The sequence below is a fragment of the Erwinia sp. 2186 genome (genome assembly GCF_057812255.1).
This window is the reverse complement of sequence record NZ_CM173824.1, coordinates 3,588,556-3,613,820: the sequence shown is the minus strand read 5'-3', so window position 1 is coordinate 3,613,820 and position 25,265 is coordinate 3,588,556. Positions and strand designations below refer to the sequence as shown.

Here is a 25,265-nt window from a genome sequence, read left to right as displayed (position 1 = left end):
CATTCGCCTAACCCCGGCGCGCAAAGGATCGCGGGAAAAGCACCGCTTGATAAAGTCGGGGAAGTCGGCGGAAAAATCAGGCGTTTATGATGTCAGACTGGCAGAGAAGGGCGGGGCGGTAAGGGTGAACCAGATCGCATCAGGGGTATCGTAAAGGTGAATATTATTTACCTTTTTATACACAACAAATTTGGTACTGGTTCCCTTGGTGTTGGCAAATTAAATCTAATGTACTAATAATAAAGAATATTTATATTTTTGTTCGCCAATACAATACGTTTTTTGCCAGGCAATTGATAGCCATACTTAAGTACAGTTAAGGACTGTCCTTTTGCAGCTCGGGCAGGAAAATCGTCCGTTTGTTCGACGTTCCTGCCAGTTTTTCCCATCAGCCCTGCAATTTCTCAACCGCCCAGGCGATGCCGCTGGCATATTCAGCGGGTAACTGCGGCACCAGCGCCTCAATAGCGGCCTGCAACGCCGGTTTGCTCACGTCCGACAGGTTAAGATGGCCCACCTTGCGGCCGGGACGAACCTCTTTTTCGTACCAGTGCAGGTGCACCAGCGGCTGATTCAGCCAGTCCAGATTCACGGCGGTGCCAATCAGGTTAACCATCACTGACGGCGTGCTGACCACCGGCTTCGGCAAAGGCAGATCGAGGATCGCCCGCAGATGCAGTTCAAACTGGCTGATGGACGCGCCATTTTGCGTCCAGTGCCCGCTGTTATGAACGCGTGGCGCCAGTTCATTAATCAGCAGGCCTTCCGGCACCACAAAGCACTCCATCGCCATCACGCCGACGTACTTCAGCTCATGCATAATGGCTGACAGCATGGTTTCGGCCTGCTTCTGCAGGGCTGCGTCAGGATCCGGGAAGGCGACGCTGGTGCGCAGAATGCCGTCCTCATGCAGGTTATGGGTCAACGGATAGAAGACGGTGCTGCCATCATGGCCGCGTGCGCCCACCAGCGACACTTCGCCAGAGAAGTTGATGCCCTGCTCAACGATGCATTCACCGTAGCAATCGGCTGGCAATGAATCCGTATCCGTCGCGCGCAGACGCCACTGGCCACGACCGTCATAACCGCCGGTGCGGCGCTTAACGATGGCCAGTTCACCGAGGGTGTTGAACACCTGCGGCCACTCTGCGGCATCCGCCAGCAGCTGCCAGGGCGCGGTGGCCAGACCCAGCTGGTCCAGTAACTGCTTCTGTGTCAGGCGATCGGCCAGACGCGGGAAAATATCGCGGTTCACGAAGGCGTTATGGTTCGCCAGTTCGCGCGTCAGGGCGGTTTCCGGCCAGCGTTCGATTTCCGCAGTGATCACGCTTTGTTGGATTGGCAGCGCTTCCGGCTCGGCATCTAATCCAACCGGATAGACGGCGATGCCCAGCGGCTCGCCAGCCTGACGTAACATGCGGCCCAGCTGACCATTTCCTAATACGCAGACCGGCTTCATGCTTCCTCCCGCGGATCCGGGTTATTCAGCACTTCATCGGTCTGTGCCTGACGCCATGCTGCCAGCCGTGAACGCAGTTCCGCATCGTGGGTGGCCAGAATCTGCGCCGCCAGCAGCGCCGCATTGGCCGCACCGGCTTTACCAATCGCCAGGGTGCCAACCGGAATACCGCGTGGCATCTGCACGATGGAGTAAAGGCTGTCGATGCCGCTCAGCGCTGCGCTCTGCACCGGCACGCCCAGCACCGGCACCAGCGTTTTCGCTGCAATCATGCCCGGAAGATGCGCCGCGCCGCCTGCGCCAGCAATGATCACCTGAATGCCATTATCCGCAGCCTGCTCAGCGAAGCTGAACAGCTTGTCCGGGGTGCGGTGCGCCGAAACGACTTCACACTGGAAGGGCACAGCCAGAGTAGTGAGGATCTCGGCGGCAAATTGCATGGTTGCCCAGTCACTTTTGGAACCCATAACAATAGCGATGCGGGCCTGCGCGGCGTTGGATGACATGCGGGTCTGACTCCTGTGATTGTACATACGTCACCTGAAAGCCGTTTAGGCGGTCAGATGGGAAGGGCAAAGAGGATAGCATGACTCGACATCAAGGAAAACGTTTGCTCAGGCATGAAACGGGCATTTGCGGGATTTTTTTAGGGCTCAGAATGGGAAGGAAATGAGGGTGGTTTCGTCTTCGCTAACGCGGATCATTGAACCTTCGTGATGCCAGGCACCCAGCACCAGTCTTTCGGCAGGCTGGTCATTCACCTCAAGCGGATGAATTGCCGGGCGATGCGTATGGCCGTGGATCAGATACTGCACCTGATGACGGGTCATCGCGGCTTTTACGGCCTCATCATTCACGTCCATGATGGTCACGTCTTTGCTGCTGTTCGCCTGTTTACTGCCTGCGCGCATCTTCAGCGCAATCCGCTGGCGGACAAATAAAGGAAGGGCAAGGAACAGCCATTGCAGCCAGGGCTGATGCACTTTTTTGCGGAAGCGTTGATAGCCCTGATCGTCGGTGCAGAGCGTGTCGCCATGCATGATCAACATGCGCTTACCGTAAAGTTCCGGCACCTGTTCTTCCGGCAATAACGTCATGCCGCTGGCGCGGGCAAAGCGTTTGCCAACCAGGAAGTCGCGGTTACCGTGAATAAAATAGCAGGGGATACCCTGTTGCTTCAGGGTCAGCAGTGCGGCCGCGATCTCAGCATGAAGCGGGTCAGGATCGTCATCGCCAATCCAGGCTTCAAACAGGTCGCCGAGAATATACAGCGCATCGGCATGCAACGCATCACGGCGTAAAAAAGCAAGAAAACCGGCAGTAATTGCCGGTTCTTCTGCGCACAGATGTAAATCTGCGATAAACAGCGTGTGAGGCATTATTCGCTGACGGTGACTTTCTGGATCACAACGTCTTCTTTAGGAACGTCCTGGTGCATACCGCTACGGCCAGTGGCGACCGCTTTGATTTTCTCAACCACGTCCATGCCTTCAACGACTTCAGCAAACACACAGTAACCCCAGCCCTGCAGGCTTTCGTCACGGAAGTTCAGGAAGTCGTTGTCTGCCACGTTAATGAAGAACTGCGCAGTTGCCGAGTGAGGCGCCTGAGTACGGGCCATTGCCAGCGTACCCTTGGTGTTTTTCAGGCCGTTGCTGGCTTCGTTCTGGATTTCTTCTTTGGTGTCTTTCTGCTTCATGCCCGGCTCGAAGCCGCCGCCCTGAACCATAAAGCCATTGATGACACGGTGGAAAATCGTGTTGTCGTAGAAACCTTCACGGCAATAATCCAGGAAGTTAGCTACGGTAGCTGGCGCTTTGTCATCGAAGGTTTTGATAACGATATCGCCATGATTTGTCTGGAAAGTGACCATGTTCTCATCCTGTAAAGGTTGGAAGTGTGAATGGTAGAGCAGCACCGGCAGCACGAGGGCGCCAGTACGCAATTAATAGACGGCTTTTATATCACAAAATGTGATGACGAGTCAGCACCAGTGCATAAACGGCACGGGGCATAACCTTGCTTTGCGTGGCGCTTCCGTTAACAATACGTCAGAATAAGCCTTTTACTGGTTTTAACCCGCACACGTCAAAACGGAATGTCTCAATGCTAAAGATTTTTAATACCCTGAGTCGTCAAAAAGAGGAATTCAAACCTATTCATGCAGGTAAGATCGGCATGTACGTGTGCGGCATTACCGTTTACGACCTGTGTCATATTGGCCACGGCAGAACGTTTGTGGCGTTTGACGTGGTAGCACGTTATCTGCGTTATCTCGGCTATTCACTCAATTATGTCCGCAATATCACCGATATTGACGACAAGATTATCAAGCGCGCCAATGAAAATGGCGAAACCGTTGAGGTGCTGACTAACCGGATGATCGGCGAAATGCACAAGGATTTTGCCGCGCTGAATATTCTGCCGCCGGATCAGGAACCGCGTGCCACGCGCCATATCAGCGAGATCATTGAGATCGTCAGTAAGCTGATCGATCGCGAGCATGCGTACGTGGCCAGCAACGGCGATGTGATGTTCTCGGTGCCAAGCGATCCGCAGTACGGCCAGTTATCCCGTCAGGATCTTGAGCAGCTGCAGGCAGGCGCGCGCGTGGAAGTTGAGCAGGACGTGAAGCGCAATCCGATGGACTTCGTGCTGTGGAAAATGTCGAAAGCCAACGAGCCAAGCTGGTCCTCTCCGTGGGGCGAAGGCCGTCCTGGCTGGCACATCGAGTGTTCCGCGATGAACTGCAAACAGCTGGGCGAGCATTTTGATATCCACGGTGGCGGATCGGATCTGATGTTCCCGCACCATGAGAACGAGATTGCGCAATCCACCTGTGCTCACGAAGGTCCTTACGTCAACTACTGGATGCACTCCGGCATGGTGATGATTGACCGCGAGAAGATGTCCAAGTCATTGAATAACTTCTTTACCGTGCGTGATGTGTTGCAGCACTTCGATGCAGAAACCGTGCGTTGCTTCCTGATGTCAGGCCACTATCGCAGCCAGCTGAACTACGGCGAAGATAACCTGAAACAGGCGCGTTCGGCGCTGGAGCGCCTCTATACCGCTATTCGCAACACCGACCGCAGCGCTGAGCCTGCCGGTGGCGAGGTGTTTGAAACGCGCTTCCGCGAAGCGATGGATGACGATTTCAACACCCCCGAAGCCTATTCCGCGCTGTTTGATATGGCGCGTGAAGTGAACCGCCTGAAAGCGGAAGATATGTCGGCGGCTAACGGCCTGGCGGCTAAACTTCGCGAGCTGGCTGGCGTGCTGGGCCTGCTGGAGCAGGATCCGGAGCTGTTCCTGCAAAACGGCGCGCAGAGCAACGATGATGAAGTGGCAGAAATTGAAGCGTTGATCAGACAGCGTCTGGATGCGCGCCGCGAGAAGAACTGGGCGCAGGCGGACATGGCGCGCGACAAACTGGTGGCGATGGGCATCGTGCTGGAAGACGGCCCGCAGGGTACCAGCTGGCGTCGCAAGTAATCGGGTGATGCGGCAGTCAACACCATAAGGGGCGAAAGCCCCTTTTTGCCATCTGCAGGAGGCGTTTATGACCATTAAGCAACTCTCTCTGGCGGGTTTCCGCTCCATTCGCGATGTCGAACTGCCGCTCTCGCAGCTGAATGTGATCAGCGGACCGAACGGCTGTGGCAAATCGAACCTGTACAAAGCCGTGCGGCTGCTGCACGAAGCGGCGAGCGGGCGATTATCGGCCGCGCTGGCGGACGAGGGCGGTATCCAGAAAACGATGTGGGCAGGCGCGCCGAAGCGGGGCGAAAACAAGCGTAACGGCAAACGGATGGTGCTGGGTGTGGAAATGGAGGATTACGCCTATCAGCTGGAAATTGGTTTTCCCGAGCCGTTGATCAGCCTGTTTAACCTCGATCCCTTGGTCAAAGCCGAGCACATCTGGTTATCCGGTCAACGCCGTCGACCGTCCTCGCTGTTATTAGAACGCAAAAACCAGGCGGCCTTCCTGAATAATATTCAGGGCGAGCGGATAGCCTATCCTTCCTCATTACATGAAGAAGAGTCGGTTTTTTCGCAACTGTCCGATCCCCATCTTTATCCGGAAGTCTCGCAGGTGCGCGAAAATATGCGCAAGTGGCGTTTCTATCATGAATTTGCCGTCTGGCCGGGATCGCCGATTCGCGCGCCGCAGGTCGGCATTCGCGCACCGGTGCTGGCGCATGACGGCCATAATCTGGCCGCGGCGTTTGAAACGCTGCGCGAGCGTGGACATACCGAGTTGCTGTATTCGGTGCTGGCGGAAGCCTTTCCGGGCAGTGAATTCTTTGTGGAAGAGCAGGGTGGCCGCTTTCAGATGCTGATGCAGCGTGAAGGCATTCTGCGTCCGCTTGATGCGGCAGAACTGTCGGATGGCACGCTGCGTTTTCTGTGCCTGGTGGTCGCGCTGCTCAGCCCAAGGCCGCCGACGTTTATGGCAATTAATGAACCGGAGAACAGTTTGCATCCGGATTTATTGCCCGCGCTGGCGTTGTTAATTGCTGAAGCAAGCCGTTACAGCCAGATTTGGGTCACCAGCCACTCGTCCCACCTGGCGGAGCAAATTGGCAGGCATTGTGAGCTTCGCCATTATCAGCTGGCGCAAAGGGAAGGGGAAACGGTGGTGCTGTAGGATCAAGAGCCCCACCAGTGCGGTGGGGCAGCAGGCATTATTCGACGACTGCGATGCTGTTACCTTCAAACACCACGGTCTGACCGCTGACAATCTTGCAGCGTTTACGGGTTTCCACCACGCCATCAACGGTGACATTGCCCTCGGCAATCAGCGCTTTAGCGCGCGCGCCGCTTTCAACTAAACCTTCCAGCTTCAGCAGATCGCACAGGTCGACGTGCGGATGTTTACCTAAAGAGAAAGTGGCCATTATTCTACTGCTCCATCATCAAAAGTTTCGCAGGCGTAGAGCGTATTCTGAATCAGCGTTGCCACGGTCATCGGGCCTACGCCGCCTGGTACTGGGGTAATATAAGAAGCGCGCTCAGAGGCGGCGTCGAAGTCGACATCTCCCACCACTTTGCCGCTTTCGAGGCGGTTAATCCCCACATCAATCACTACCGCGCCCGGTTTGATCCAGTCACCCGGAATAAAGCCCGGTTTGCCCACCGCAACCACCAGCAGATCGGCATGCTCCACATGGTGGCGCAGATCTTTGGTGAAGCGGTGCGTAACGGTGGTGGTGCAGCCGGCCAGCAGCAGCTCCATGCTCATTGGACGTCCAACGATATTGGACGCACCCACCACCACGGCATTCATACCGAAGGTATCGATGTTGTAGCGTTCGAGCAGGGTAACGATGCCGCGAGGCGTACAAGGGCGCAGCTTAGGCGCACGCTGACACAGGCGGCCAACGTTATACGGGTGGAAGCCATCCACGTCTTTCGACGGCGAAATGCTTTCCAGCACCTTCACGTTATCAATGCCGGCCGGCAAAGGCAGCTGAACCAGGATCCCGTCGATTTCGCCATCGTGATTCAGCGTGTCGATCAGTTCAAGCAGCTCGGCTTCGCTGGTGGAGGCGGGCAGATCGTAGGAGCGGGAGAGGAACCCCACTTCTTCACAGGCACGGCGTTTGCTGCCGACATAAATCTGCGAGGCCGGGTTCTCACCGACCAGAACGACTGCCAGGCCTGGGACGCGTTTTCCAGCGGCCAGACGCTGCTGTACTTTTACCGCAACCTCTTGTCGCACCTGCTGCGCAATCGTTTTACCGTCAATAATCTTTGCTACCATCAGAGAGGGGATCCATCTGTGTTGAGTTAATACGGGGATTGGTGCCTATTTTGTCAGAAGCGGACGCTGCTGTCAGGCACAGTTTCAAGGCACACTGTTCAATAGTGCAGCAACAGAGCGCGTCAGCCCGATAAATCGTTGACTCAGCAGGTGCGCACCGTATAATTCGACGCAGTTCCCAATGCGCCCTTAGCTCAGTTGGATAGAGCACCGGCCTTCTAAGCCGTAGGTCACAGGTTCGAATCCTGTAGGGCGTACCATTATATTTCAATGAGTTGCAAGACTCACCCTGACTTCAAATTTTCCTTGTGGGACAGATTTGGGACAGAGGCACTATAAATCGCATCAATATGACGTGCATGCTCGGTCAAATGGTTCGGTGCCAGATGAGCATAACGCTGTACCATCTCGATACTTTCCCAACCTCCCATTTCCTGCAATGCTGACAGTGGCACTCCTGCCTGAATAAGCCAGCTCTCCCACGTATGTCGCAAGTCGTGAAAACGGAAGTCCTCTATACCCGCCCGAACAAGTGCGGCTCTCCATGCAGTATTTGAATCAACCCGCATTTTCCTTTCCTGAGGAACCTTAATTACCGGCCCTTTTTCGATCCACTTCCAGTCACGCTCCGCCGCCCGCATCAATGCTTTCATTAAAGCCAGGTGCTTCGCCTTCGTTGAAGTTGAAACCGGCTCCGGTTTATAAACCCCCATATCGATTCCCTTCTTCTGCATCCCTGCAGCCCGCTGTTTCCAGCGCTCCTCAGACTTCCTGTTATTCATCCTGCTTACAGCGGTGTAAATCTTCGCTTCGGTAATGTCCTTCAACAGAACACCCTCAAAGTGAATCAGCCAGAATCCCATCCGGCCTTTATCGGCATCCAGTGACTTTTTGTGTGCTTTCTCTTCAAGCCAGCGCATGCAGGCTTCGTCAAAAGTCACGCTGGGAAAATCACCGAGTTTCTCTATCCGCGATAGCTCAGCTTTTCTTTGGTCGTGCAATTCCATCCACACCTCACGGGCCAGAGTGCAGCGCGGTATGGTCCAGATTAAGCGGCGCTTTCCGGTCTGGCCTGCCCACTGGATAATCTCATCCATGTAGTGCTCAAAGGTTTTCTCTGCTTCAGTCATGTCACCCTCCGTTGTTTGCCTGCCCACTGATTAAGCTCATCATCTTTCCTGCACTCCGGGCAGCAGTAGCTCGCGCCCGGCTGAGATGGCTCCCCACAATTGCCATTGCGGCAAATGGGTGACGGCGGTTCCGCCTACTGCCTGTTAGCCAAAGCGATAGTCCTTTCCAGTTCTTCAAGCTCAGCGGGCTGGTCTGTTATGTCTGCATGCATGAGGTGGCTCCTGAATTTAGAAAACAAAAAACCGCCCGAAGGCGGTCACATTAATCAAAAATATGTATTACGGATTACGATATTGTTCATAGGTGCGTGGTTTGGGATCGGTGGCAGTACGATACTGTTCAATGCTTTCTTTGCGTTGCTTAAGGTACATCAATGTCTCATTGAGCTGATTTTGCTCATCAATAGGCATAGTGAAAACACCAGAATCATTCTTTGATTTAATCTTATCCATGATTTCAATGGCTAAACCAATCATCTCGCTATCGGTCAAAATCTCGTTTCGATACACTTCACAGCGGTTTTCGAGATCGTCAACTTTGCTTTCTAATTCCCCGACCTGATTGAAATAGCCTTCAATCTGTGACTGCGCATCGCTCAGCGCTACGTCCGCATTAATAGCGAGCTCTTTCAATTCGTTGACTTTTTCAATTGCTTGACTAGCAAGTTGTTCAGCTGTATCAGACATGATTAATTCCTTTTCAGTTTAGTAGTTTATCGTATTGACTCAGGAAAAATAGTAACCGAAAACTAATCATTTTCAAAGCAAAATACTGTATATAAATACAGTGCTTGTGTCATAAACTTGGCTAGGATTTTGCTAGCAGACCCACACCGCGAGCAGTTAAGAAGCGGATGCCCATCCGTTTAGCCATCTGACGAATTGATTCACATGAGCGGTTTATTTTTCGGGCGATTATTTTAGGAGGTAGAGAAGAGGCCATTCTCTCTCCGGCTCTAATCCAATGTCAGGGGATATGCTCTGTTTCGAGCTTTAAGGCGAAAGGGCGGCAGGCAAGATAATAGGGCAGTTAAGGGAAGGGCATTCAGTTCCGACTCTTGCCATCACATAGTTAATGTGATGAGTAAAGATACCTTATATTAAACCCGCCACCAGGCGGGTTTTTGCTTTCTGGGAGCAAGCTTTAGGTAAGCTAGGCCACTTCCTGAAAGCAAAGAAGTAGAGCGAGATGTAGTGGATCACTGGAATTGAAAGAACCAGAGCCATTGGCCATCCTAAGTCTGCTTTCCTAACCATTCTCTGGCATGGGAAGAAGGAGATTATTCACATGATGATGAACAGGTTGTTGTGTGTTTCCCCCATATTATCTCTCCTTAGATTGTTGTTACGAGCCCTCTCTGGTGGGCCTTTTTTAATCTATGGGCATCCTTGCCCAACCAGTCTTTAATCAAAAGAACAATAGCCACCTTTATGATGTGAGCCAGTTCCACCATGTGGATGCTGTCCTTTTGGGCATGCTAAAGCTGACGCAGACATGATGCCGAGGATTGATACCAGAAGGATTGCTGTAACTTTTTTCATTGTGTTCCTGTTAGTAATTTTGCCAGTTGGGAAAACCCCACAGTTAATATACTCTTAAGTTTAACAATAGGAATCCTGATAAAAGATCAGCCTTTATGCGTTTTTTTGCAGCATGGTCATATTAGGATTTCTCCTCCTACAACACGGGGGAATGCAATGAAGTGGATTTCTGTAGGAGATGCAATGCCAGAAACCAGATCCCAGTTTCAGACGGTGATTGTGGCAACTGAGAAGGGAGTAGGCGCGGCAAATTACAACTTAATCAATGGCTTCTATTCATATGAATAGAAGTCCTCTTCATCCTGATATGCGGAACGACGTGCCAGCTCATAGAATGGCCTGACCTTCCACGAAGACAATCGGCCAATAATATAACGGCTAAAAAATTACAAAAAAAAGCCCGCATGGCGGCGGGCTCAACTTATTTTAGCACAGGGGTGGATCTAATAAGTTCAACGATGAATATCGTTGATATAACCATAGTAGTGCCATGCTAAACTGTAAATCACAGGCGAAAAAAAACCGACACTATGGTCGGCTCCTGAAGTTCAGAATCACAAAGAAATTCGCGTACAAATAATCACGGATGCGAAAGATATCAGCTAAAAATCTTTAGAAAGCTAGCAGTTTTTATCGTGACGATAAGTATCATTTCAACATGCCCTTGCTCAAATTTGAGCCATAAAAAACCCGGCCGTGGAGCCGGGAATTGGAACAGTTTTACTCTTGCACTACACAAGCAGTAATCCGCATGTGTAGAATTTTTAGCCTACTATGCATGAACAGGAATGACTCCAGGCATGTTCCTATGTCATCCAAGTTCGGAGTTTTCTGGTGTAGGTATGGTTTAGGAATTGATTATTGACTGGATCTAAATGGCATAGAGGGAATAATGCTGGATGAGCTAAATGTGATCGGCAAAGTAACCTTTCACACCCGACGCGTTTACGAGGGGCGCCGGCCGACAATCTGATGGGACCAGATTGGGTTTGTACCCTTTACCAAGCCTTTGCATACTTTGGCATCATGAAGCGCGTACCATACTCTCTTCTGTTTCTTCTTTTAGCATCTCCCTGTCGGTTTACTTTCAGAATATCCCTGCTTTAAGATCTAATGCCAACCAGTCCACCTCACCGTACATGTCCATATTAAACCTTATTATTTCAGTACGCGCGGGCATATCTTGCAGTGCTAACGTTTTATTCAATGTTAAGCCGTCCCTTACTGGTCCGTTATCAGCTTAATAACCAAGGCTTTTCATGGTTTATTCCCCTGTCTCCGATGGCGCAGGTAAAAATACCTGGTGCCCCAGCTGCTGATGCCATTAGTTTGCGTAAATCGCGTTACTTAATGTTTACCTGGTTAAAGTAGTAAGCCAAACCAATAAGACGCATCCTTTGTTATATTCACAACCAGAGATACTTAGACACGGAAGAAATTTTATTCACATTGCCAATGGTAATGGTAATGGTAATGGTAATGGTAATGGTAATGGTATCGGGTTCACTTTTTGCCGCTGATACACAGGAAGGATATTACGGTTGCGTGAAATAATTGCTGGGCAAGCAGCACGCTGACTATATGGACAATGGCAGTCGACCAGGTGTGGGAGATGTTGTTAGCGGCACGGAGAATGCGCATCCTGGCGATGCATCGCTTGCTGCAGGTTATCATTAAAAACATTCAAATTTAATCAACTCAATGCAAAAGTAACCAAAAATAAATATTGCCTAAAGTGCTGCGCATAGCATCTCGCTTACAGGCTATTAACAAAAGCATCCATCTCATCCCCATCTGAGAATCGATATTTTCATCCGCTTAAGATAAAAACGCGCTTTTTATTTATCGAACGCCTTAGCTATCGTCATTTAACGGATTTTATGGTGGGTATGTATTCCCTGAGGAAACATTGCTTTACACATTTCTTTACATCGGGCTTAAGGGCCATTCCTTGTGCTTTTTTGATTAATAATACCCTTTAATCGCCAGGTTGACGATGAATGCAGTTTTAGACAGAATTACTCTCGTCAAATAAGTTCTCAAATTCATCCTCTGGAAATAATCACTCTCCAAATAGGGGACGAAGTAAAAGATGAACTAATTGTTTATTTTTCCTTTGTCGTTAATTTAAATGTTGAGTTCTAAAAACATCACTTATCTTGGTTAAGTATTTTGATTCCTTTATTAAATCATTAAGGACTTGTAAGTATGAAAAAACATATTATTGCATCATTTATTCCTGCACTCGCAATTTTTTCCTTCTCAACGTTGGCCGCAGTAGATCCGGTAACCGTTGATGGCGGCAAGATCAACTTTACCGGTTCTGTGGTTGCTGCACCTTGTGCAGTGGACAACGTCACAGACGGTCAGACGGTGAAACTTGGACAGGTTCCTACCAACCGTCTTGCGTCAAAAGGAGACTCGAGCTCCGCTGTTCCTTTCACCATTAAACTTACCGGCTGTGACCTGAGCGGTATCGAAAAGAGCGATCCGAAAACGACAGCCAGTTATACCAGCGCGTCCATCATCTTTAACGGTGCGACCACTGGGGAAGCTACCACACTGGCTATCCAGCCTGCTTCCAACGGCGCGGGCGATACCACGACCGCGGCACAAAACGTCGGTATCCAGATATTACAGAATAACAAAGCGGTGAATGTGAACGGCAGTACTGCCACAGATGTCCAGCGCATTCTGGCTGGCACCAACGAAATTCCATTCAGTGCGGTTTACGTTGCTACCGCTGATGGTGTTGTTGCAGGCTCCGCTAACTCCACGGTTAATTTCCAGGTTAGCTACGAGTAATTAATTTTATGCCGCCTGCGTAGTTTTTTAACTACTGCGCGGGCATTTTTTCAATGACTTTTTTACAGGGCATCCCATGTTTAATTATCATTTAAGAAATATTTTGTGTGCTGTTGTTATGTCTACCTCTTGCTTGATTCCTTCTCTTGCCAGTGCGGGCGGAATTACGCTGGGCGGCACGAGGGTCATTTATCCGGCGGGTCAGAAACAAGTCACTATGTCGGTACGTAATACCGCCGATCGGGCCAGCTTTATGGTGCAGTCATGGGTTGAACAACCGGACGGGCAGAAGAGCCAGGATTTTGTCGTTACCCCGCCAATTTACGTCAGCGGTCCGGGTAATGAGAACACCTTGCGTCTGATGTATGTCGGCAAACCAATCCGTCAGGATCAAGAAAGTCTTTATTACTTCAATACCAAATCTATCCCCTCTATGGATAAAAAAGAGATTGAGAATAAAAACATCCTGATGCTCGCCGCCATCACGCGCATCAAGCTTTTTGTTCGTCCGGCAGGCCTGAAGCCAGATGTGGCCAAGGCGCCTGAATCATTGACCTTTTCACGCATAAATGGACAGCTGCGCATTGATAATCCCACGCCGTATCACATCACGCTGGCCAAAATGAAAGTCGGCAATCAGACACTGCCCGATTCGATGGTCAGTCCTAAAGGCACTCTCTCTCTGCCACTCGTGGCCAGTGCTGGGAAAAGTATTACGTTCAGAACCATCAATGATTTCGGTGCCGCCACACCAGAAATGCGTGCAGAAATAAAATAGCGCTCTTTTTCCGACAGGCGTTTACAGGCAGAAATACAGGTATTCAGATGCAAATATCACATAATAAAAAAACAGTCAGCACCCTGAATTCTCCAGTTCGTCTTCCGATGTCCATCATGACATTACTGATGGGAGCCGCTTTGTTTCCATCATCAGGGCATGCTGAGCTCTATTTTGCCCCTGAACTGATCTCTTCCGATCCGGCGATGGTGGCCGATCTGACGCGTTTGCAAAATGCAGGTAATCAGCTTCCGGGCGCCTATGAAGTGGATATTTACCTTAACGGTACCCGCGTTAACGAGCGCAGCCTGATGTTTATTGATGCGCCAGACGCCAGGAACAAAAGAGAAGTGCGTGATAGCACCGGGCTAATGGCTTGTCTGAATCGCAGTGAACTGGAAGAGCTTGGCGTAGACGTTCGGCAAATTCCGGCCGACGTTGGCGACACCTGTATTTCTCCGGGAGAATTTATACCCGGCGCCTTTACCTCTTTCGATTTTCAGCGCCAGCGACTGGAGATCAGCGTACCGCAAGCCGCGTTGCGTACCCGCGCCCAAGGATATATTTCGCCGGAACGCTGGGACGAAGGTATTAATGCGGCAATGATGAATTACAGCTTCAGCGGCAGTAACAACCGCGGGCGCTATGGTGACAGCCGCAACACCTATCTGAATCTTAAGGGCGGCATCAACGTGGGGCCATGGCGTTTGCGCGACTACCGCACGTGGAATGAGTACAGCAGTGACCGCTATAACTACCGCAAGTGGCAGCACGTCTATACCTATGCCCAACGTGCCATCATTCCCTTGCGCAGCAACCTGATGCTGGGGGACGGCACGTCGGATGGCGATATCTTTGATTCTCTCGCCTTCAGAGGTGTGCAAATTGCCACGGATGACAGCATGTATCCGGATAGTATGCGGGGATTCGCGCCGGTTATCAGAGGGATGGCCAATACTAACGCCCGCGTTAATATCCGGCAGAACGGCTATACGGTGTATCAGACGTTTGTTGCGCCTGGTGCGTTTGCCATTGACGACCTTTTCCCGGTCTATTCCAGCGGCGATCTTGAAGTCACCGTGACTGAGGCCGATGGCAGCGTTCGGGTATTTACCGTGCCGTATTCGTCGGTACCCGTTTTGCAGCGCGAAGGGCGGATGAAATACAGCCTGACGGCGGGTCAGTACCGTTCATCAAGCGACAGTTATAACAGCCCAGTGTTTGTGCAGGCCACGCTTATCAGCGGCTTACCGCATAACATGACTGGCTACGGCGGTATGCAGTACGCCGAAAATTATCTGTCGGGCTTATTAGGTCTGGGATTCAACCTCGGTTATCTGGGGGCGATCTCGGCGGATATTACCCAGGCCAACAGCACGCTGGCCGATGGTAATCAATATCAGGGACGTTCGTTACGCTTTCTCTATGCGCGCTCCCTTAATACTTTGGGAACCAGTTTCCAGCTAACCGGCTATCGCTATTCGACCGAAGGTTTCCATACGCTGGATGAAACGGCGCTAAAGGGCATGAAAGGCTGGCGATATGAGGCTGACACCGTCGCGGCCGACGGCAGCTTGGTGAAGCAGCCTTACACCGATTATTACAATCTCTATAACAACAAACGGGCAAAAATCCAGGCCAGCGTATCCCAGCGAGCGGGCGATCATGGCTCTTTATTCCTGTCTGGCGTAAGGCAGACATACTGGAACACTGACGGCCATTACGACTCTCTACAGATGGGGTTTAACGGGGCGATGGGGCAGGTGAACTACGGTGTGACCTATAGCTACAGCCGACAGACAGGTCAGGCCGATGCGGATAATTCACTATTTTTCTCGATGTCATTGCCGATTAGCACCTTGTTTGGTGGCAAAAGTGCCCCGCACTCAGCTTATGCCACCTACAGCGCCGGCAGAAACCAGCAGGGAGATATCTCCCATCAGGCCGGCCTGAGCGGCACGGCACTGAAAGATAACAACCTGAACTGGAGTCTCAGCCAGGGGATGACGCGCAATGAAGGCAATAGCGGCAGCCTGAGCACCTCCTATCGTGGCGGGTATGGCAGCACCAATCTTGGCTATAGCTACAGTGACAGTTATAAGCAGACCAGCTATGGCGTCAGCGGAGGGGTGCTTTTACACAATGAAGGCGTGACGCTGGGGCAATCACTTGGTGAAACCAGCGTGCTGGTTGCCATGCCAGGGGTAGCCAATGCCAAAGTGGAAAATGAAACCGGCGTCAAAACCGACTGGCGGGGTTATGCCCTGCGGCCTTACGCCTCCGCTTATCGTGAGAATCGTATCGCCATCGATACCGGCTCACTGGATGATCAAACCGATATGGATTCTACGGTAACCCGCGTGGTGCCTACCCGTGGTGCCGTGGTGAAGGCCGGATTTAAAGGCCATTCAGGTAGCCGGGTTCTGATGACCCTGACCAGCGCAGGCAAACCGCTTCCGTTCGGCACTATCGTCAAGGCTGGCGAGCGTGGCGGGATAGTTGGGGATGGTGGGCAGGTTTATCTGTCAGGCATGCCGGATAAGGGAACAGTCATCGCACAGTGGGGAGTCGATAAACAGTGCGTTGGCGATTATCGTCTGCCGTCAGCAACAAAGGAACAGCGCGATCCGGTGATCAGAATTAACAGTAACTGCAAATGATAAATCAGGACAGTAGCCAAGCCATCGCGCAAAAAGCGCAATCAATAATCCAGATAAGAGGATAAAACATGAAAACTCGCGGAAAGGGTGTCCTTACTCAACTTTCTCACTCGGCATTACTTCTGATTGCGGTTGGAATGGGAAATGCTTATGCGGCAACAGATACGGCGATTATCACTATTACCGGGAAAGTGGTTGCGAACACTTGCACTATGAGCAGTGGCTCTGCAACACAGACAGTCACGCTTAATGATATTGCTGACCGGGACATTCGCGGTAAAGGGGTCACCGGCGGTGATAAAAATATCAGTATCGTGCTGAAAGATTGCGGCACCGCCGCATCTGCCGTGAAGGTGAGCGCCTGGGGGAGTGCTGACAGCGAGGATAACCAGGCTTTCGGCAACGCTATTGCTAAAAGTGACGGCGGTGCGGATGGCGTCGCACTCTATTTTTATCAGACCAATGGAACGACTAAATACAACCCCGATGGCAGTGTGACAGAAACCAGCAACCTGACACCCTCCGCGGACAATACCCTGAATTACAAAGCATCTTATGTAGGTACAAAAGATACCGTGGCTGCGGGGAGTTTCATGACCGTGGTGAACATGAATTTTGAGTATTTGTAGAAATAAATAACCCATCGGGAGTCTGTAGAAGCAATAACAAGTGGCTCGCAGGAATTAATAGTGTAGAAAATACAGAGGATGGGATACCTCCGTACTACAAAAGAGTAAGAAGAATAAATGATGAATTTCAGAAATCACAGTGAGGCCAGGCAGTGCTCAAAACGCCTGTCAGGGCTGTTGTACGTCGTTGCGTTTAGTGCAGTTATACCTTGTGAAGCAATGACTATACAGGCATCAAGTATTGTTGAGATCCCAATAACTGGCTTAAAACTTTATAACAAGGGGGAGTACCCAGTTATTGACAAAAAGGTGGGCTTCACGCGTCTGATACTAATACCTAATGGACGTAACCCAGGGATAATTGGTTACGGTGATGTCGTGATCACAACCACTCAAGGCTCTTTCAGTGCAAAACTACCGTTATGCCAGGATGCCGATCAGTGGCAGTGCTGGGATAACTCCGCCTATTGGGTGAATGTACCCACCTTTGATGGGCAGGCAGTGGAAGGTGGAACCAATCCGGTGATTACGGGATTATCACTTACAGGAAGATTACAAAATATATCTCAAAAAGATACGTCGATAAATATTAAAATAGTCGCTTCGGATGAGAATAATTGGGGGAATTCGCAGTTGGGATTTAGCAGCATTGGCGGCGCGACCTTACCCGCTGCTTCAGTTTGTGCCCTGGATGTAAATACGACGGCCGATCTCGGCAATCTTACAACGGGGCAAGCGAAAAAAAACATACTGGTCAGCTCAAATGCATCTGGAAATGGCAAGGTGACATTTAGGCCAGGCGAACATGATAGCAACAGTGGCTTAATTAAAAACACTGGCGGGGGAACGCTAAAGTATTCCGTTATGGATACCTCCTCATCTAATCTGTGGAATGCGGCTGATGGGCAGTGGCAAGGTGAACTCACCAACGACTATTATCTGCAGTTGGAGAGTGTCCCTGATACCACATACCCTGGCCTTTATGAAGGCATCATGACCACAACGCTTTCATGTGAGTAAAGACTCAAGGGGAGCGGCAGGTTTTTGATTTCATACTAAGCAACAGCAGCCCGCCGTATTCGCAGGCGATACTAATTTATAAATTATGCATGATTGGCGATACAAAATCCTGAGTATGTATTTATTTCTGCATTATATTCTATCTTTGAAGGTTTCGAGATATTTTGGTTAGCGAAATAACTTCTGGTTAGCCGCAGGGGTATTTCGATTTTCATTTATCCGAAATTAATGAAGGTGAAGTATGTCTCAGTGCTTGCTCAGGAACCACAACCGGATCATTACTGCTTTATCATGCTACAGCACCGTTGCAGCGCCTGATGAAGTGGTCAGAGGAAAACGGCACTATTTTTTGAATAAAGAGAATTGCCAGAGAGTATTTTTTATCACTGAAGGTGATTTCCTTTTACGTACGATTAATGAGAATAAAATTCTCAGCATTGTGTCTGCTCCCTATGTCATTGGCGCAACGCCGGCCTTGGAACCCACACCACTTTTTCTTGAGCGTATTGATTACGGCATAATAAAAACAATTGATTACGATCAGTTCTGGCGGGTGATCAATTATAATAATTCGCATGCGGATGTGATGAATATCATCGCAGGACATTATACCGATCTAATGAACTATCTTATGGTGAGCAGAGCTGACGCCCGTGAACAGGTCATCGCGCTTTTGAATATGTGGAAAAACCTCCCAATGCGTTTGAAGAATAGATACTCCGTCTTATATCTGCTATCAAACAGCTCACATTTATCAAAAAGCACGATATGCCGTATATTGAAGGATCTGAAAGAAGAAGGGGAGATAGAGCTTGAAAATGGGCGATTTGTCGCAGAGATGGTGTAACGATTAGTGTTGAGTTGATTTTTTTCAGTTTAATCTGTTTATTTATAAATAGCCTTCTTCAGTGTTATAACACGGCAGGGATCCGAGAGAATCACAAATTTTCCGATGTTAATTATTTTGATGTGATTGGGCGTCGCTATGGGAAGTTGTTTAATTTAGGGTGATGCCAGATTGAAATCGCATCATACACTCTTCCCCTTTAACAATAGCAATGAACTCACCGAAATGGTGACGGATTATATTGTGCTCTATATGCACCATGACGATAAAGTCAGCGTGTTGGTTATCTGTCACGAATAAACCTAGCCCCGCAACACAACACTGCGGGGCTACGCGCTATTTGCGATTAAGAATGCGCAGGAAGTCGTTTTTATTGGAAATCAGCGACAGCGCATTGGAAATGATTTCATCACTGAAAATCGACGCGACGTCTTTCAACACATCAATGTGTTCTTTCTCTTTAGCAATCACGCCGATGGCGATAAACATCACGTTGCTTCTGTCCCAGATCACCCCGTCGGGGAACTGAAAGATTTCCACGCCGGTTTTCAGGATGATGCCCGTTTGCGATTTCGGTAAGTGGGGCAGGGTAATTCCGTTGCCAAGGAAGGTAGAGACCTGATGCTCCCTTTCATTCAGGAAAGCGATACAGTCCTGGCTGACATAACCCTTGGCCTTAAACTCTTTCCCCACCATCGCTAAAACATCGGCCTTATTTTTTGCCTGACATCCCAGATGAAGATTCTCTACGGTAATCGTATCTATCATTGCCCGTCTCCTTTCATTTTCCAAAGTGTGAAGGTATCAATTACCCGCAGACAGCTCTTCTTCAAGTTGTTCCAACGATTTATTGGATGTTTCTGGCAAAGCGATTATCACAAAGGCGATGGCCAGATAGTTGATGACGGCAAAAATCAGAAACACCGGTCCAAGGCCAAGTTTAGCCTCCAGCACCGGGAACAGGTAGCTGACGATGGCATTCATCACCCACATAAAGAACACCGAAATACCCATCGAAAGGCCGCGGATTTTCAGCGGGAAGAGTTCAGCCAGCACCACCCAGGTCAGGAAGCCCATCGTACCTTGCATCACGCCTACAAAGAGTGCGCCCAGCAGCCAGATAGTGGTGGCCTTCATATCGCCGGTCAGATAATAGTCCGCCGCAGCGATTAACAGGTGCAGCGTTGCCATCAGGGCGAAACCCGACACGATCAGCGTTTTGCGTTTAAAGCGATCCACCAGATACAGCACGCCAAACAGCATACCGCCAACTGAGAATACCCCGTTCAGCACGTTACAGATTAACGATGTTCTTTCCGAGAAGCCGGCCGTTTTAAGGATTTCCGTGCCGTAATACATGATGACGTTAACGCCGGTGGTTTGCTGAATCGCAGCCCAGGCAATGCCCACCAGCAGCAGTTTCAGGATCCATGGCGTCTTAAAGATAATCTCCATGGCACCACGGGTATGCAGCTTCTTTTCTTTTTCAATCTCCATCAGCGTGATGATGTCTTCGTACTCTTTTACCGCACGCGCTTCGGGACGGATCTGTTTCAGGATCACCAGCGCTTCTTCGCGACGGCCTTTACTGATCAGCCAACGCGGGCTCTCAGGTGAACGCCACATCCCCACCAGCAGTAATACTGACGGTATCGCCTGCACCATTAACATATAGCGCCAGACTTCCGGCAGGTGTCCCCACATGAAACCAATGGCCGCATTGATGGCGAAGGCGGCCAGCTGTCCAATCACGATCGCCACCTCATTCAGCCCGGTCAGCTTGCCGCGCATTTCCGTCGGGGCCACTTCGGAAATAAAGGTGGGGGCGGTGACCGAGGCGCCGCCAACCGCATAACCGAGGATGAATCTGGCCAGCAGAAGAGTGGTGACGTTAGGAGCCATGGCGGAGCAGATCGCCCCGATAAAGAAGATAAAGGAGAGCCAGAGTAAATATTTTCGACGCCCAAAGAAGTCAGCGAGCTTTCCCCCACAGACGCTGCCGATGGCGGCACCGATCAGCAGCACGCTCATTACCAGGCCTTCGGTGGTCGGCGTCAGGGCCATATTCTCTTTCAGTGAAGAGAACGCCCCGTTAATGACGCCGGTGTCATAACCAAACAGCAAACCGCCAAACGTAGCAACCAGCGCAATCTGATGTAATCGTTTTCTCTGATGTTGATTAAGGTGCATCGCCAAAGACATATTTCTACCTTTTATTTGATTATCCGTTTAAAGCCGGAACGGTTAAAAACCCATGATGGCTTCATCTCTGTTCTCATCTGATGACAACAAAGGGTGCCAATGGCTGACTGGGGACCCGTTTCTGGCTATCCAACGGTGAGGTACTCACCGAGCGATATCGTCAAAGAAGATAGCATTATGTTTGAAATAAAAATTCTACTTACGTCACACTGCGATTGATTGATTTCGTTACTGGCGGTTTTTGGTATTTCTGTTCGATTTGTCTATTTCAGATAAAATGCGCAACTTTATGATTTTTATTGAATTTATGTTTGATGATAATGACGTCTGCAAATTTCCCTCAAACCCGCTCAACTCTGGAACGCATGATTAGTACATTTCTTAAGCAATTTATGTTCATTTTGTGATTACTTTGGAAGAAAAATTCCATTGAAAAAGTAGGTGTTTTCTTAACGGGTTAATGAAGCGGAGACCTGAAATTTTGGCGAAAAAAAACCACCCGCTGGATGGCTTATCGTTGCTGGTACCGGGATTAAACCGGTCTTGGTGAGAACTGACCAATCACCTCTTCGGCAACGTCATGCTCAATAGGCTGATTATGCGCGATCAGGTAGCGCTTTTCCCCCTGGCTGAACAACGTTAAGTCATAAGGCTCATCGTCGAAGGTCAGGGTTGCCGGGAAGCCTGGGCCGCCCTCATATTGCTGGAAGCTGACTAAGTCACCCCCGGTACCGGTCAAAATTAAAATGTCGTACGTCATGGCTTGGATCCCTGCAATGCGGTGTAAAGTCGGCATCAGTATACCGCGCCAGGCATAAAAGGGGAGAGCCTGCCCCATTGCTGAGGCAGGCAGAACGCAGATTAGAAGCTGTAGTTGGCGGTAACCGAGACGTTACGTGGCTCGCCGTAAACGGTGTTTCTGCCGACGTCGATGTTATAGCTCTTGTCGAACAGGTTGTTGAGGTTCGCCTGCACCGACAGTTGCTTAGTCACGCGGTAGCGGCTGAACAGATCCACCAGCGCATAGCTGCCTTGCTCGGCGTAAATCGTGCTGGCACCGTCTGGACCGTCAACATGATCCCAGGTGTGAGTCTGCCAGTTGATGCCGCCACCTACCGTCAGATCCTGCAGCATCGGCAGGCGATAGCTGGTGAACAGTTTCAGCGAGGTGCGCGGTTGGGTCGGATTCAGTGCCTGATCCTCGCCATCTTTCGCCACATAACGGGTAGCACCGAAGGTCATTTGCAGATTGTCGGTCACCGCACCGTTGATTTCGAACTCGACGCCTTTACTGACCGTGCCATCCTGCTCGTAGTAAGCGTAATCGCTGGTGCCTGGGATAATCGCGTAATCTGTTGTGCCAAGGTGATCCTGCTCGATACGGAAGACCGCCAGCGACGCCGTTACGCGGCTGTTCATCCAGTCGCCTTTAATCCCGGTCTCGTAGCTTTTCCCGGTCACCGGCGCAAGGTAAGCGCCACTGGCGTTGCGGTAGGTCTGCGGCTTAAAGATCGAGGTATAGCTGGCGTAAGCAGACCAGGTATCGTTGATGTCATACACCAGGCCGGCATACGGCGTGATGTTGTTCTTCTCGGTATTCTCGGTCAGCGTGTCTGCGCTGTATTTGGTATAGCGCGCGCCGAGGATCAGGTGCAGCGGATCGGCCAGCGAAATGCGTGTTGCCATATAGGCTGACTTCTGATGAATGGTGTTGTCTTCCGACAGGGCCTGATCGTCCCAGTCCGGTTCCGGATAATTGCCCCAGTTATTGAAGTCGCCGACATCGGCTGACGTCAGGTTGGTGAAGGCGCTGAAATAACGATCGTTCTGGCGGATATAACTCACGCCGGCCATCAGCTCATGTTGACGACCCAACAGCTCGTAAGGTCCGCTGACATAGGCATCAAGCGCATTTTCTTTCCGTTTGGCGCTGTTATAACCGGTGCCGCCTAACAGGTCGTAACCCGCATAAGGACCCACGCCGATACCGGTATTTTTATCAAAGTAGCCGTCGATATACAGCGCTTTACTGTCCATCGTCGCTTCGGTGTGGCTGCCGCTCAGGTTAAATTCCCAACCGTTATTGAAGCTCTGCTTCAGGCTGGCGAAGACCTTTTTCGAGTCGCTGTCGTTATACGCCCAGTCTGGCGCGGTATTGGTGCTGCGATCGTAATGGGTTCTGCTGCCATCCAGATAGTAAGTTGGCAAACCGCCCCAGGTGTTGCCCGAGATATGGTTTTCCTGGTAGTCATAACCGACGGAGAGGGTGGTGGAGTCGGTCAGATCCGCATCCACTATGCCGTAGAGGAATTTCTTCTGGCTGTGATAGCGATCCAGCCAGCTGTCACCGTCCTGGTAGCCGGCCACAATGCGGCCGCGCACGTTACCTGACTCAGTCAGCGGCGCAGATAAATCGGCGACATAGCGTTGATTGTCCCAGGTGCCGTAGCTGGCCGAGACGTTGCCGACAAATTCTTTGCTGTCCGCATGCTTGTGCACCATGTTGACCGAGGCCGCCGGGCTGCCGGCACCGGTCATCAGACCGGTTGCGCCGCGAACCACTTCGACCCGATCGTAAATCGCGGTATCAGAGAGGGTATCACCGATATTCCAGCGCGGATCGACCAGCACCGGAACGCCATCAACCTGATAGTTATCGATCATAAATCCGCGCGAATAGAAATTGCTGCGGTTCGCGCCGGAGTTAAATTCAGAGATGCCGGTGGTGTTTTTCAGCACATCGTTCAGCGTTTCCAGCTTCTGATCTTCCATACGCTGTTTGGTGATCACGCTGATCGACTGCGGCGTATCACGGGCGGTCAGGGCCAGTTTTGTGGCAGCGCGGGTGACGGGAACGTTGTAGTCGGTGTCTGCGGTGTTGCTGCTGTCATCCGTGGCGGCATTGACCACCAGGTTTTGTTCTTTCTGCGCCGTTTCTGCGGCGGAAACCGGCAACGCAGAGGCAATCAGCACGGCAAGCAGTGATAAAGACGGCGTGGAAACGGGGGTGAATCTGGATCCGCTGGCGCGAGTTCCCTGGGAAGAGCAAGGAGCAAAGGACATTATTTACCCTCAAAATGATTTTATTATTTTTACTTCTCACAATGCAGAGCAAGAAAATTCCTGAACGCACCAAAAAACGAATGAGAAGTATAATCATTTTGATTGGCAATGCAAAAGAATGTGTTGAACCATTTCGAAGTGTTGCGGTCTCGGATTTTCTTACAGAACAACCAGCCTGCGACCGACAACAACTGTGGTCAGTACAATGGTCGCGAAGGCCAGCAGATGCAGGATCAAATCCGGCATAACCAGATGAACTGGATGGCACAGTGTCAGCATCACTAACGCCATGCACGCCGTACCGGCGCCGGCCGCAGCCAGACTTTTTACCGGATAAATTGCCCGCGTCTGACGCAGATAGCCAATCATAATTGCCGCCATCGGCACGCTGACTACCAGCATAAACAGGTAGCAATTGGTGCCTTCACCCTGACCATGAATCGGGGAAACGCTGCGCATATTGAACAGAATACTGCCGAGCCACAACACCGCCAGCGGCACAAACCATTTCCAGCTCAACGGTCGGCGACCGGCAATGCTGATCACAAAGGCATTACGGATCGCCAGGGTTCCGGCGATAAACGCCAGCACCAGCTGAAAAATCGCCCATCCCATCCCAGGCTGAGACCAGTCGGTCAGGCTGCGGTGCACCAGCAAACTGGCCGCTGCGCCGCAGGGCAGGGCCATCACTATCGCGGCGACCACGCGCCAGCCGGTGGGTGGCGTCCTTTTTACCGGCGCCACGCTGCGGCTGAGTTTTTCAATTAAGGCATTATGATCGGTCATGCTTTGCTCCAAAACGGCGAAGATTGGTCAACGCGCGATGCAAAAGTGACTTAACGGCCGGAACCGTCAAATTATTCTGCGTGGCGGCTTCCGCCAGGGTCATCTCCCGCAGATGTACATGCTCAACGATTTGCCGCTGTCGGGATGAGAGTTGATTCAGATACAGGCTCAGCTCTTCCCGCGCTTCCGGCCGCTCAGGCTCGACAAAAGACGTCGACGGGTAGGTGGCGGCGGCGTCTTCTTCCTCCACTTCCCAGTGACGCTGGCGGCCGCGTCGGCGAAGCGCATCCACCGATCGCGCCTGGGTAATGGCCATCAGCCACGGCAAAAACGGGCAGGCGGGATCGTAGGTATGGCGGACGCGGTGAATGGCCAGCAGAACATCCTGAATCACGTCTTCAACCAGCACCGCATCGTCAACGTGCTTATGCACCAGGATGCGGATCACCGGCACCAGCTCGGTCAGCAGGCGAGTGTAGGCCTGCTGTTTTCCAGCCTGAGCTTGCGCCATCAATTCTGGCCATTCATCACGTTGCGTACCGGATTTAACCATCCACCGCCTTTCTTTCACGTCCTG

General features: G+C 51.0%; 21 protein-coding genes, 1 tRNA gene and 1 pseudogene. 9 read left to right on the top strand and 14 right to left on the bottom strand.

The features are described 5' to 3' along the window. Nucleotides 1-388: 388 nt before the first annotated feature. The 4 genes from purK to ppiB form a co-directional block, all read right to left on the bottom strand. Nucleotides 389-1,459 carry a 5-(carboxyamino)imidazole ribonucleotide synthase gene (gene purK / locus ACXKZG_RS16865; RefSeq protein WP_346595110.1) on the bottom strand — a complete coding sequence of 357 codons (1,071 nt, stop codon included), beginning with the start codon at nucleotides 1,457-1,459 and terminating at the stop codon, nucleotides 389-391. Next, a complete protein-coding gene (gene purE / locus ACXKZG_RS16860; RefSeq protein WP_488875178.1) occupies nucleotides 1,456-1,965 on the bottom strand; it encodes a 5-(carboxyamino)imidazole ribonucleotide mutase in 510 nt (169 codons plus the stop codon). The genes purK and purE overlap by 4 nt, the downstream gene beginning before the upstream one ends. Nucleotides 1,966-2,112: 147 nt before the next feature. Then, nucleotides 2,113-2,838: a UDP-2,3-diacylglucosamine diphosphatase gene (gene lpxH / locus ACXKZG_RS16855; protein WP_346599545.1), complete on the bottom strand. Its 726-nt coding sequence runs from the start codon at nucleotides 2,836-2,838 to the stop codon at nucleotides 2,113-2,115. Then, entirely contained in the window at nucleotides 2,838-3,332 is a 495-nt protein-coding gene (gene ppiB, locus ACXKZG_RS16850; protein WP_013201152.1) for a peptidylprolyl isomerase B, read from the bottom strand. Before ppiB ends, lpxH begins: the two co-directional genes overlap by 1 nt. 233 nt (nucleotides 3,333-3,565) lie before the next feature. Between ppiB and cysS the strand changes: the two genes are divergently transcribed. Both cysS and ACXKZG_RS16840 read left to right on the top strand, forming a co-directional pair. Next, on the top strand, nucleotides 3,566-4,954 hold the full coding sequence (gene cysS / locus ACXKZG_RS16845; RefSeq protein ID WP_338570563.1) for a cysteine--tRNA ligase: 1,389 nt from the start codon (nucleotides 3,566-3,568) through the stop codon (nucleotides 4,952-4,954). A gap of 67 nt (nucleotides 4,955-5,021) precedes the next feature. Then, complete coding sequence (locus ACXKZG_RS16840; protein ID WP_134823629.1) at nucleotides 5,022-6,110, top strand: AAA family ATPase; 1,089 nt, start codon at nucleotides 5,022-5,024, stop codon at nucleotides 6,108-6,110. Between the two features lie 37 nt (nucleotides 6,111-6,147). Here ACXKZG_RS16840 and ybcJ read toward each other — a convergent pair whose 3' ends face one another. Continuing rightward, nucleotides 6,148-6,360, bottom strand: a complete 213-nt coding sequence (ybcJ, locus tag ACXKZG_RS16835) for a ribosome-associated protein YbcJ (protein ID WP_151038039.1) — start codon at nucleotides 6,358-6,360, stop codon at nucleotides 6,148-6,150. Next, nucleotides 6,360-7,226 carry a bifunctional methylenetetrahydrofolate dehydrogenase/methenyltetrahydrofolate cyclohydrolase FolD gene (folD, locus tag ACXKZG_RS16830; RefSeq protein WP_013201156.1) on the bottom strand — a complete coding sequence of 289 codons (867 nt, stop codon included), beginning with the start codon at nucleotides 7,224-7,226 and terminating at the stop codon, nucleotides 6,360-6,362. The genes ybcJ and folD overlap by 1 nt, the downstream gene beginning before the upstream one ends. 183 nt (nucleotides 7,227-7,409) lie before the next feature. On the opposite strand from folD, the gene ACXKZG_RS16825 reads away from it, so the two are divergent. Further along, nucleotides 7,410-7,486: transfer RNA gene (locus tag ACXKZG_RS16825), tRNA-Arg, on the top strand. Between the two features lie 24 nt (nucleotides 7,487-7,510). Here ACXKZG_RS16825 and ACXKZG_RS16820 read toward each other — a convergent pair. Continuing rightward, nucleotides 7,511-8,230 (bottom strand): annotated as a pseudogene (locus tag ACXKZG_RS16820) (site-specific integrase); the annotation flags it as partial. A 405-nt stretch (nucleotides 8,231-8,635) separates the two neighbouring features. Continuing rightward, nucleotides 8,636-9,043, bottom strand: coding sequence for a hypothetical protein (locus tag ACXKZG_RS16815; RefSeq protein WP_013201158.1), 408 nt, complete (start codon nucleotides 9,041-9,043; stop codon nucleotides 8,636-8,638). A gap of 3,063 nt (nucleotides 9,044-12,106) precedes the next feature. Here ACXKZG_RS16815 and ACXKZG_RS16810 point away from each other — a divergent pair. The 6 genes from ACXKZG_RS16810 to ACXKZG_RS16785 all read left to right on the top strand — a co-directional run bounded on the left by ACXKZG_RS16810 (nucleotide 12,107) and on the right by ACXKZG_RS16785 (nucleotide 18,637). After that, on the top strand, nucleotides 12,107-12,703 hold the full coding sequence (locus ACXKZG_RS16810) for a fimbrial protein (protein WP_488875177.1): 597 nt from the start codon (nucleotides 12,107-12,109) through the stop codon (nucleotides 12,701-12,703). A 76-nt stretch (nucleotides 12,704-12,779) separates the two neighbouring features. Beyond that, on the top strand, nucleotides 12,780-13,481 hold the full coding sequence (locus ACXKZG_RS16805; protein WP_134823631.1) for a fimbria/pilus periplasmic chaperone: 702 nt from the start codon (nucleotides 12,780-12,782) through the stop codon (nucleotides 13,479-13,481). A gap of 116 nt (nucleotides 13,482-13,597) precedes the next feature. Continuing rightward, nucleotides 13,598-16,141: a fimbria/pilus outer membrane usher protein gene (locus ACXKZG_RS16800; RefSeq protein ID WP_231853681.1), complete on the top strand. Its 2,544-nt coding sequence runs from the start codon at nucleotides 13,598-13,600 to the stop codon at nucleotides 16,139-16,141. Between the two features lie 68 nt (nucleotides 16,142-16,209). Next, complete coding sequence (locus ACXKZG_RS16795) at nucleotides 16,210-16,770, top strand: fimbrial protein (protein ID WP_013201162.1); 561 nt, start codon at nucleotides 16,210-16,212, stop codon at nucleotides 16,768-16,770. Nucleotides 16,771-16,887: 117 nt separating this feature from the next. Continuing rightward, on the top strand, nucleotides 16,888-17,790 hold the full coding sequence (locus ACXKZG_RS16790; RefSeq protein ID WP_346595105.1) for a hypothetical protein: 903 nt from the start codon (nucleotides 16,888-16,890) through the stop codon (nucleotides 17,788-17,790). Between the two features lie 241 nt (nucleotides 17,791-18,031). After that, entirely contained in the window at nucleotides 18,032-18,637 is a 606-nt protein-coding gene (locus ACXKZG_RS16785) for a cyclic nucleotide-binding domain-containing protein (protein WP_013201164.1), read from the top strand. 336 nt (nucleotides 18,638-18,973) lie between these two features. Here the strand turns inward: ACXKZG_RS16785 and ACXKZG_RS16780 are convergent, their stop codons facing one another. The 6 genes from ACXKZG_RS16780 to ACXKZG_RS16755 form a co-directional block, all read right to left on the bottom strand. Then, complete coding sequence (locus tag ACXKZG_RS16780) at nucleotides 18,974-19,405, bottom strand: PTS mannitol transporter subunit IIA (protein WP_013201165.1); 432 nt, start codon at nucleotides 19,403-19,405, stop codon at nucleotides 18,974-18,976. A gap of 36 nt (nucleotides 19,406-19,441) precedes the next feature. After that, nucleotides 19,442-20,839 carry a sugar porter family MFS transporter gene (locus ACXKZG_RS16775; RefSeq protein ID WP_013201166.1) on the bottom strand — a complete coding sequence of 466 codons (1,398 nt, stop codon included), beginning with the start codon at nucleotides 20,837-20,839 and terminating at the stop codon, nucleotides 19,442-19,444. A gap of 532 nt (nucleotides 20,840-21,371) precedes the next feature. After that, nucleotides 21,372-21,599 (bottom strand): hypothetical protein, encoded by a 228-nt coding sequence (locus tag ACXKZG_RS16770; protein WP_013201167.1) that lies wholly within the window; start codon nucleotides 21,597-21,599, stop codon nucleotides 21,372-21,374. Between the two features lie 101 nt (nucleotides 21,600-21,700). After that, on the bottom strand, nucleotides 21,701-23,902 hold the full coding sequence (gene fhuE / locus ACXKZG_RS16765) for a ferric-rhodotorulic acid/ferric-coprogen receptor FhuE (protein WP_455916323.1): 2,202 nt from the start codon (nucleotides 23,900-23,902) through the stop codon (nucleotides 21,701-21,703). A gap of 159 nt (nucleotides 23,903-24,061) precedes the next feature. Continuing rightward, on the bottom strand, nucleotides 24,062-24,688 hold the full coding sequence (locus ACXKZG_RS16760) for a DUF1109 domain-containing protein (RefSeq protein WP_488875176.1): 627 nt from the start codon (nucleotides 24,686-24,688) through the stop codon (nucleotides 24,062-24,064). Beyond that, nucleotides 24,675-25,241, bottom strand: coding sequence for a sigma-70 family RNA polymerase sigma factor (locus ACXKZG_RS16755; protein WP_488875175.1), 567 nt, complete (start codon nucleotides 25,239-25,241; stop codon nucleotides 24,675-24,677). The genes ACXKZG_RS16760 and ACXKZG_RS16755 overlap by 14 nt, the downstream gene beginning before the upstream one ends. Nucleotides 25,242-25,265: the final 24 nt, after the last annotated feature.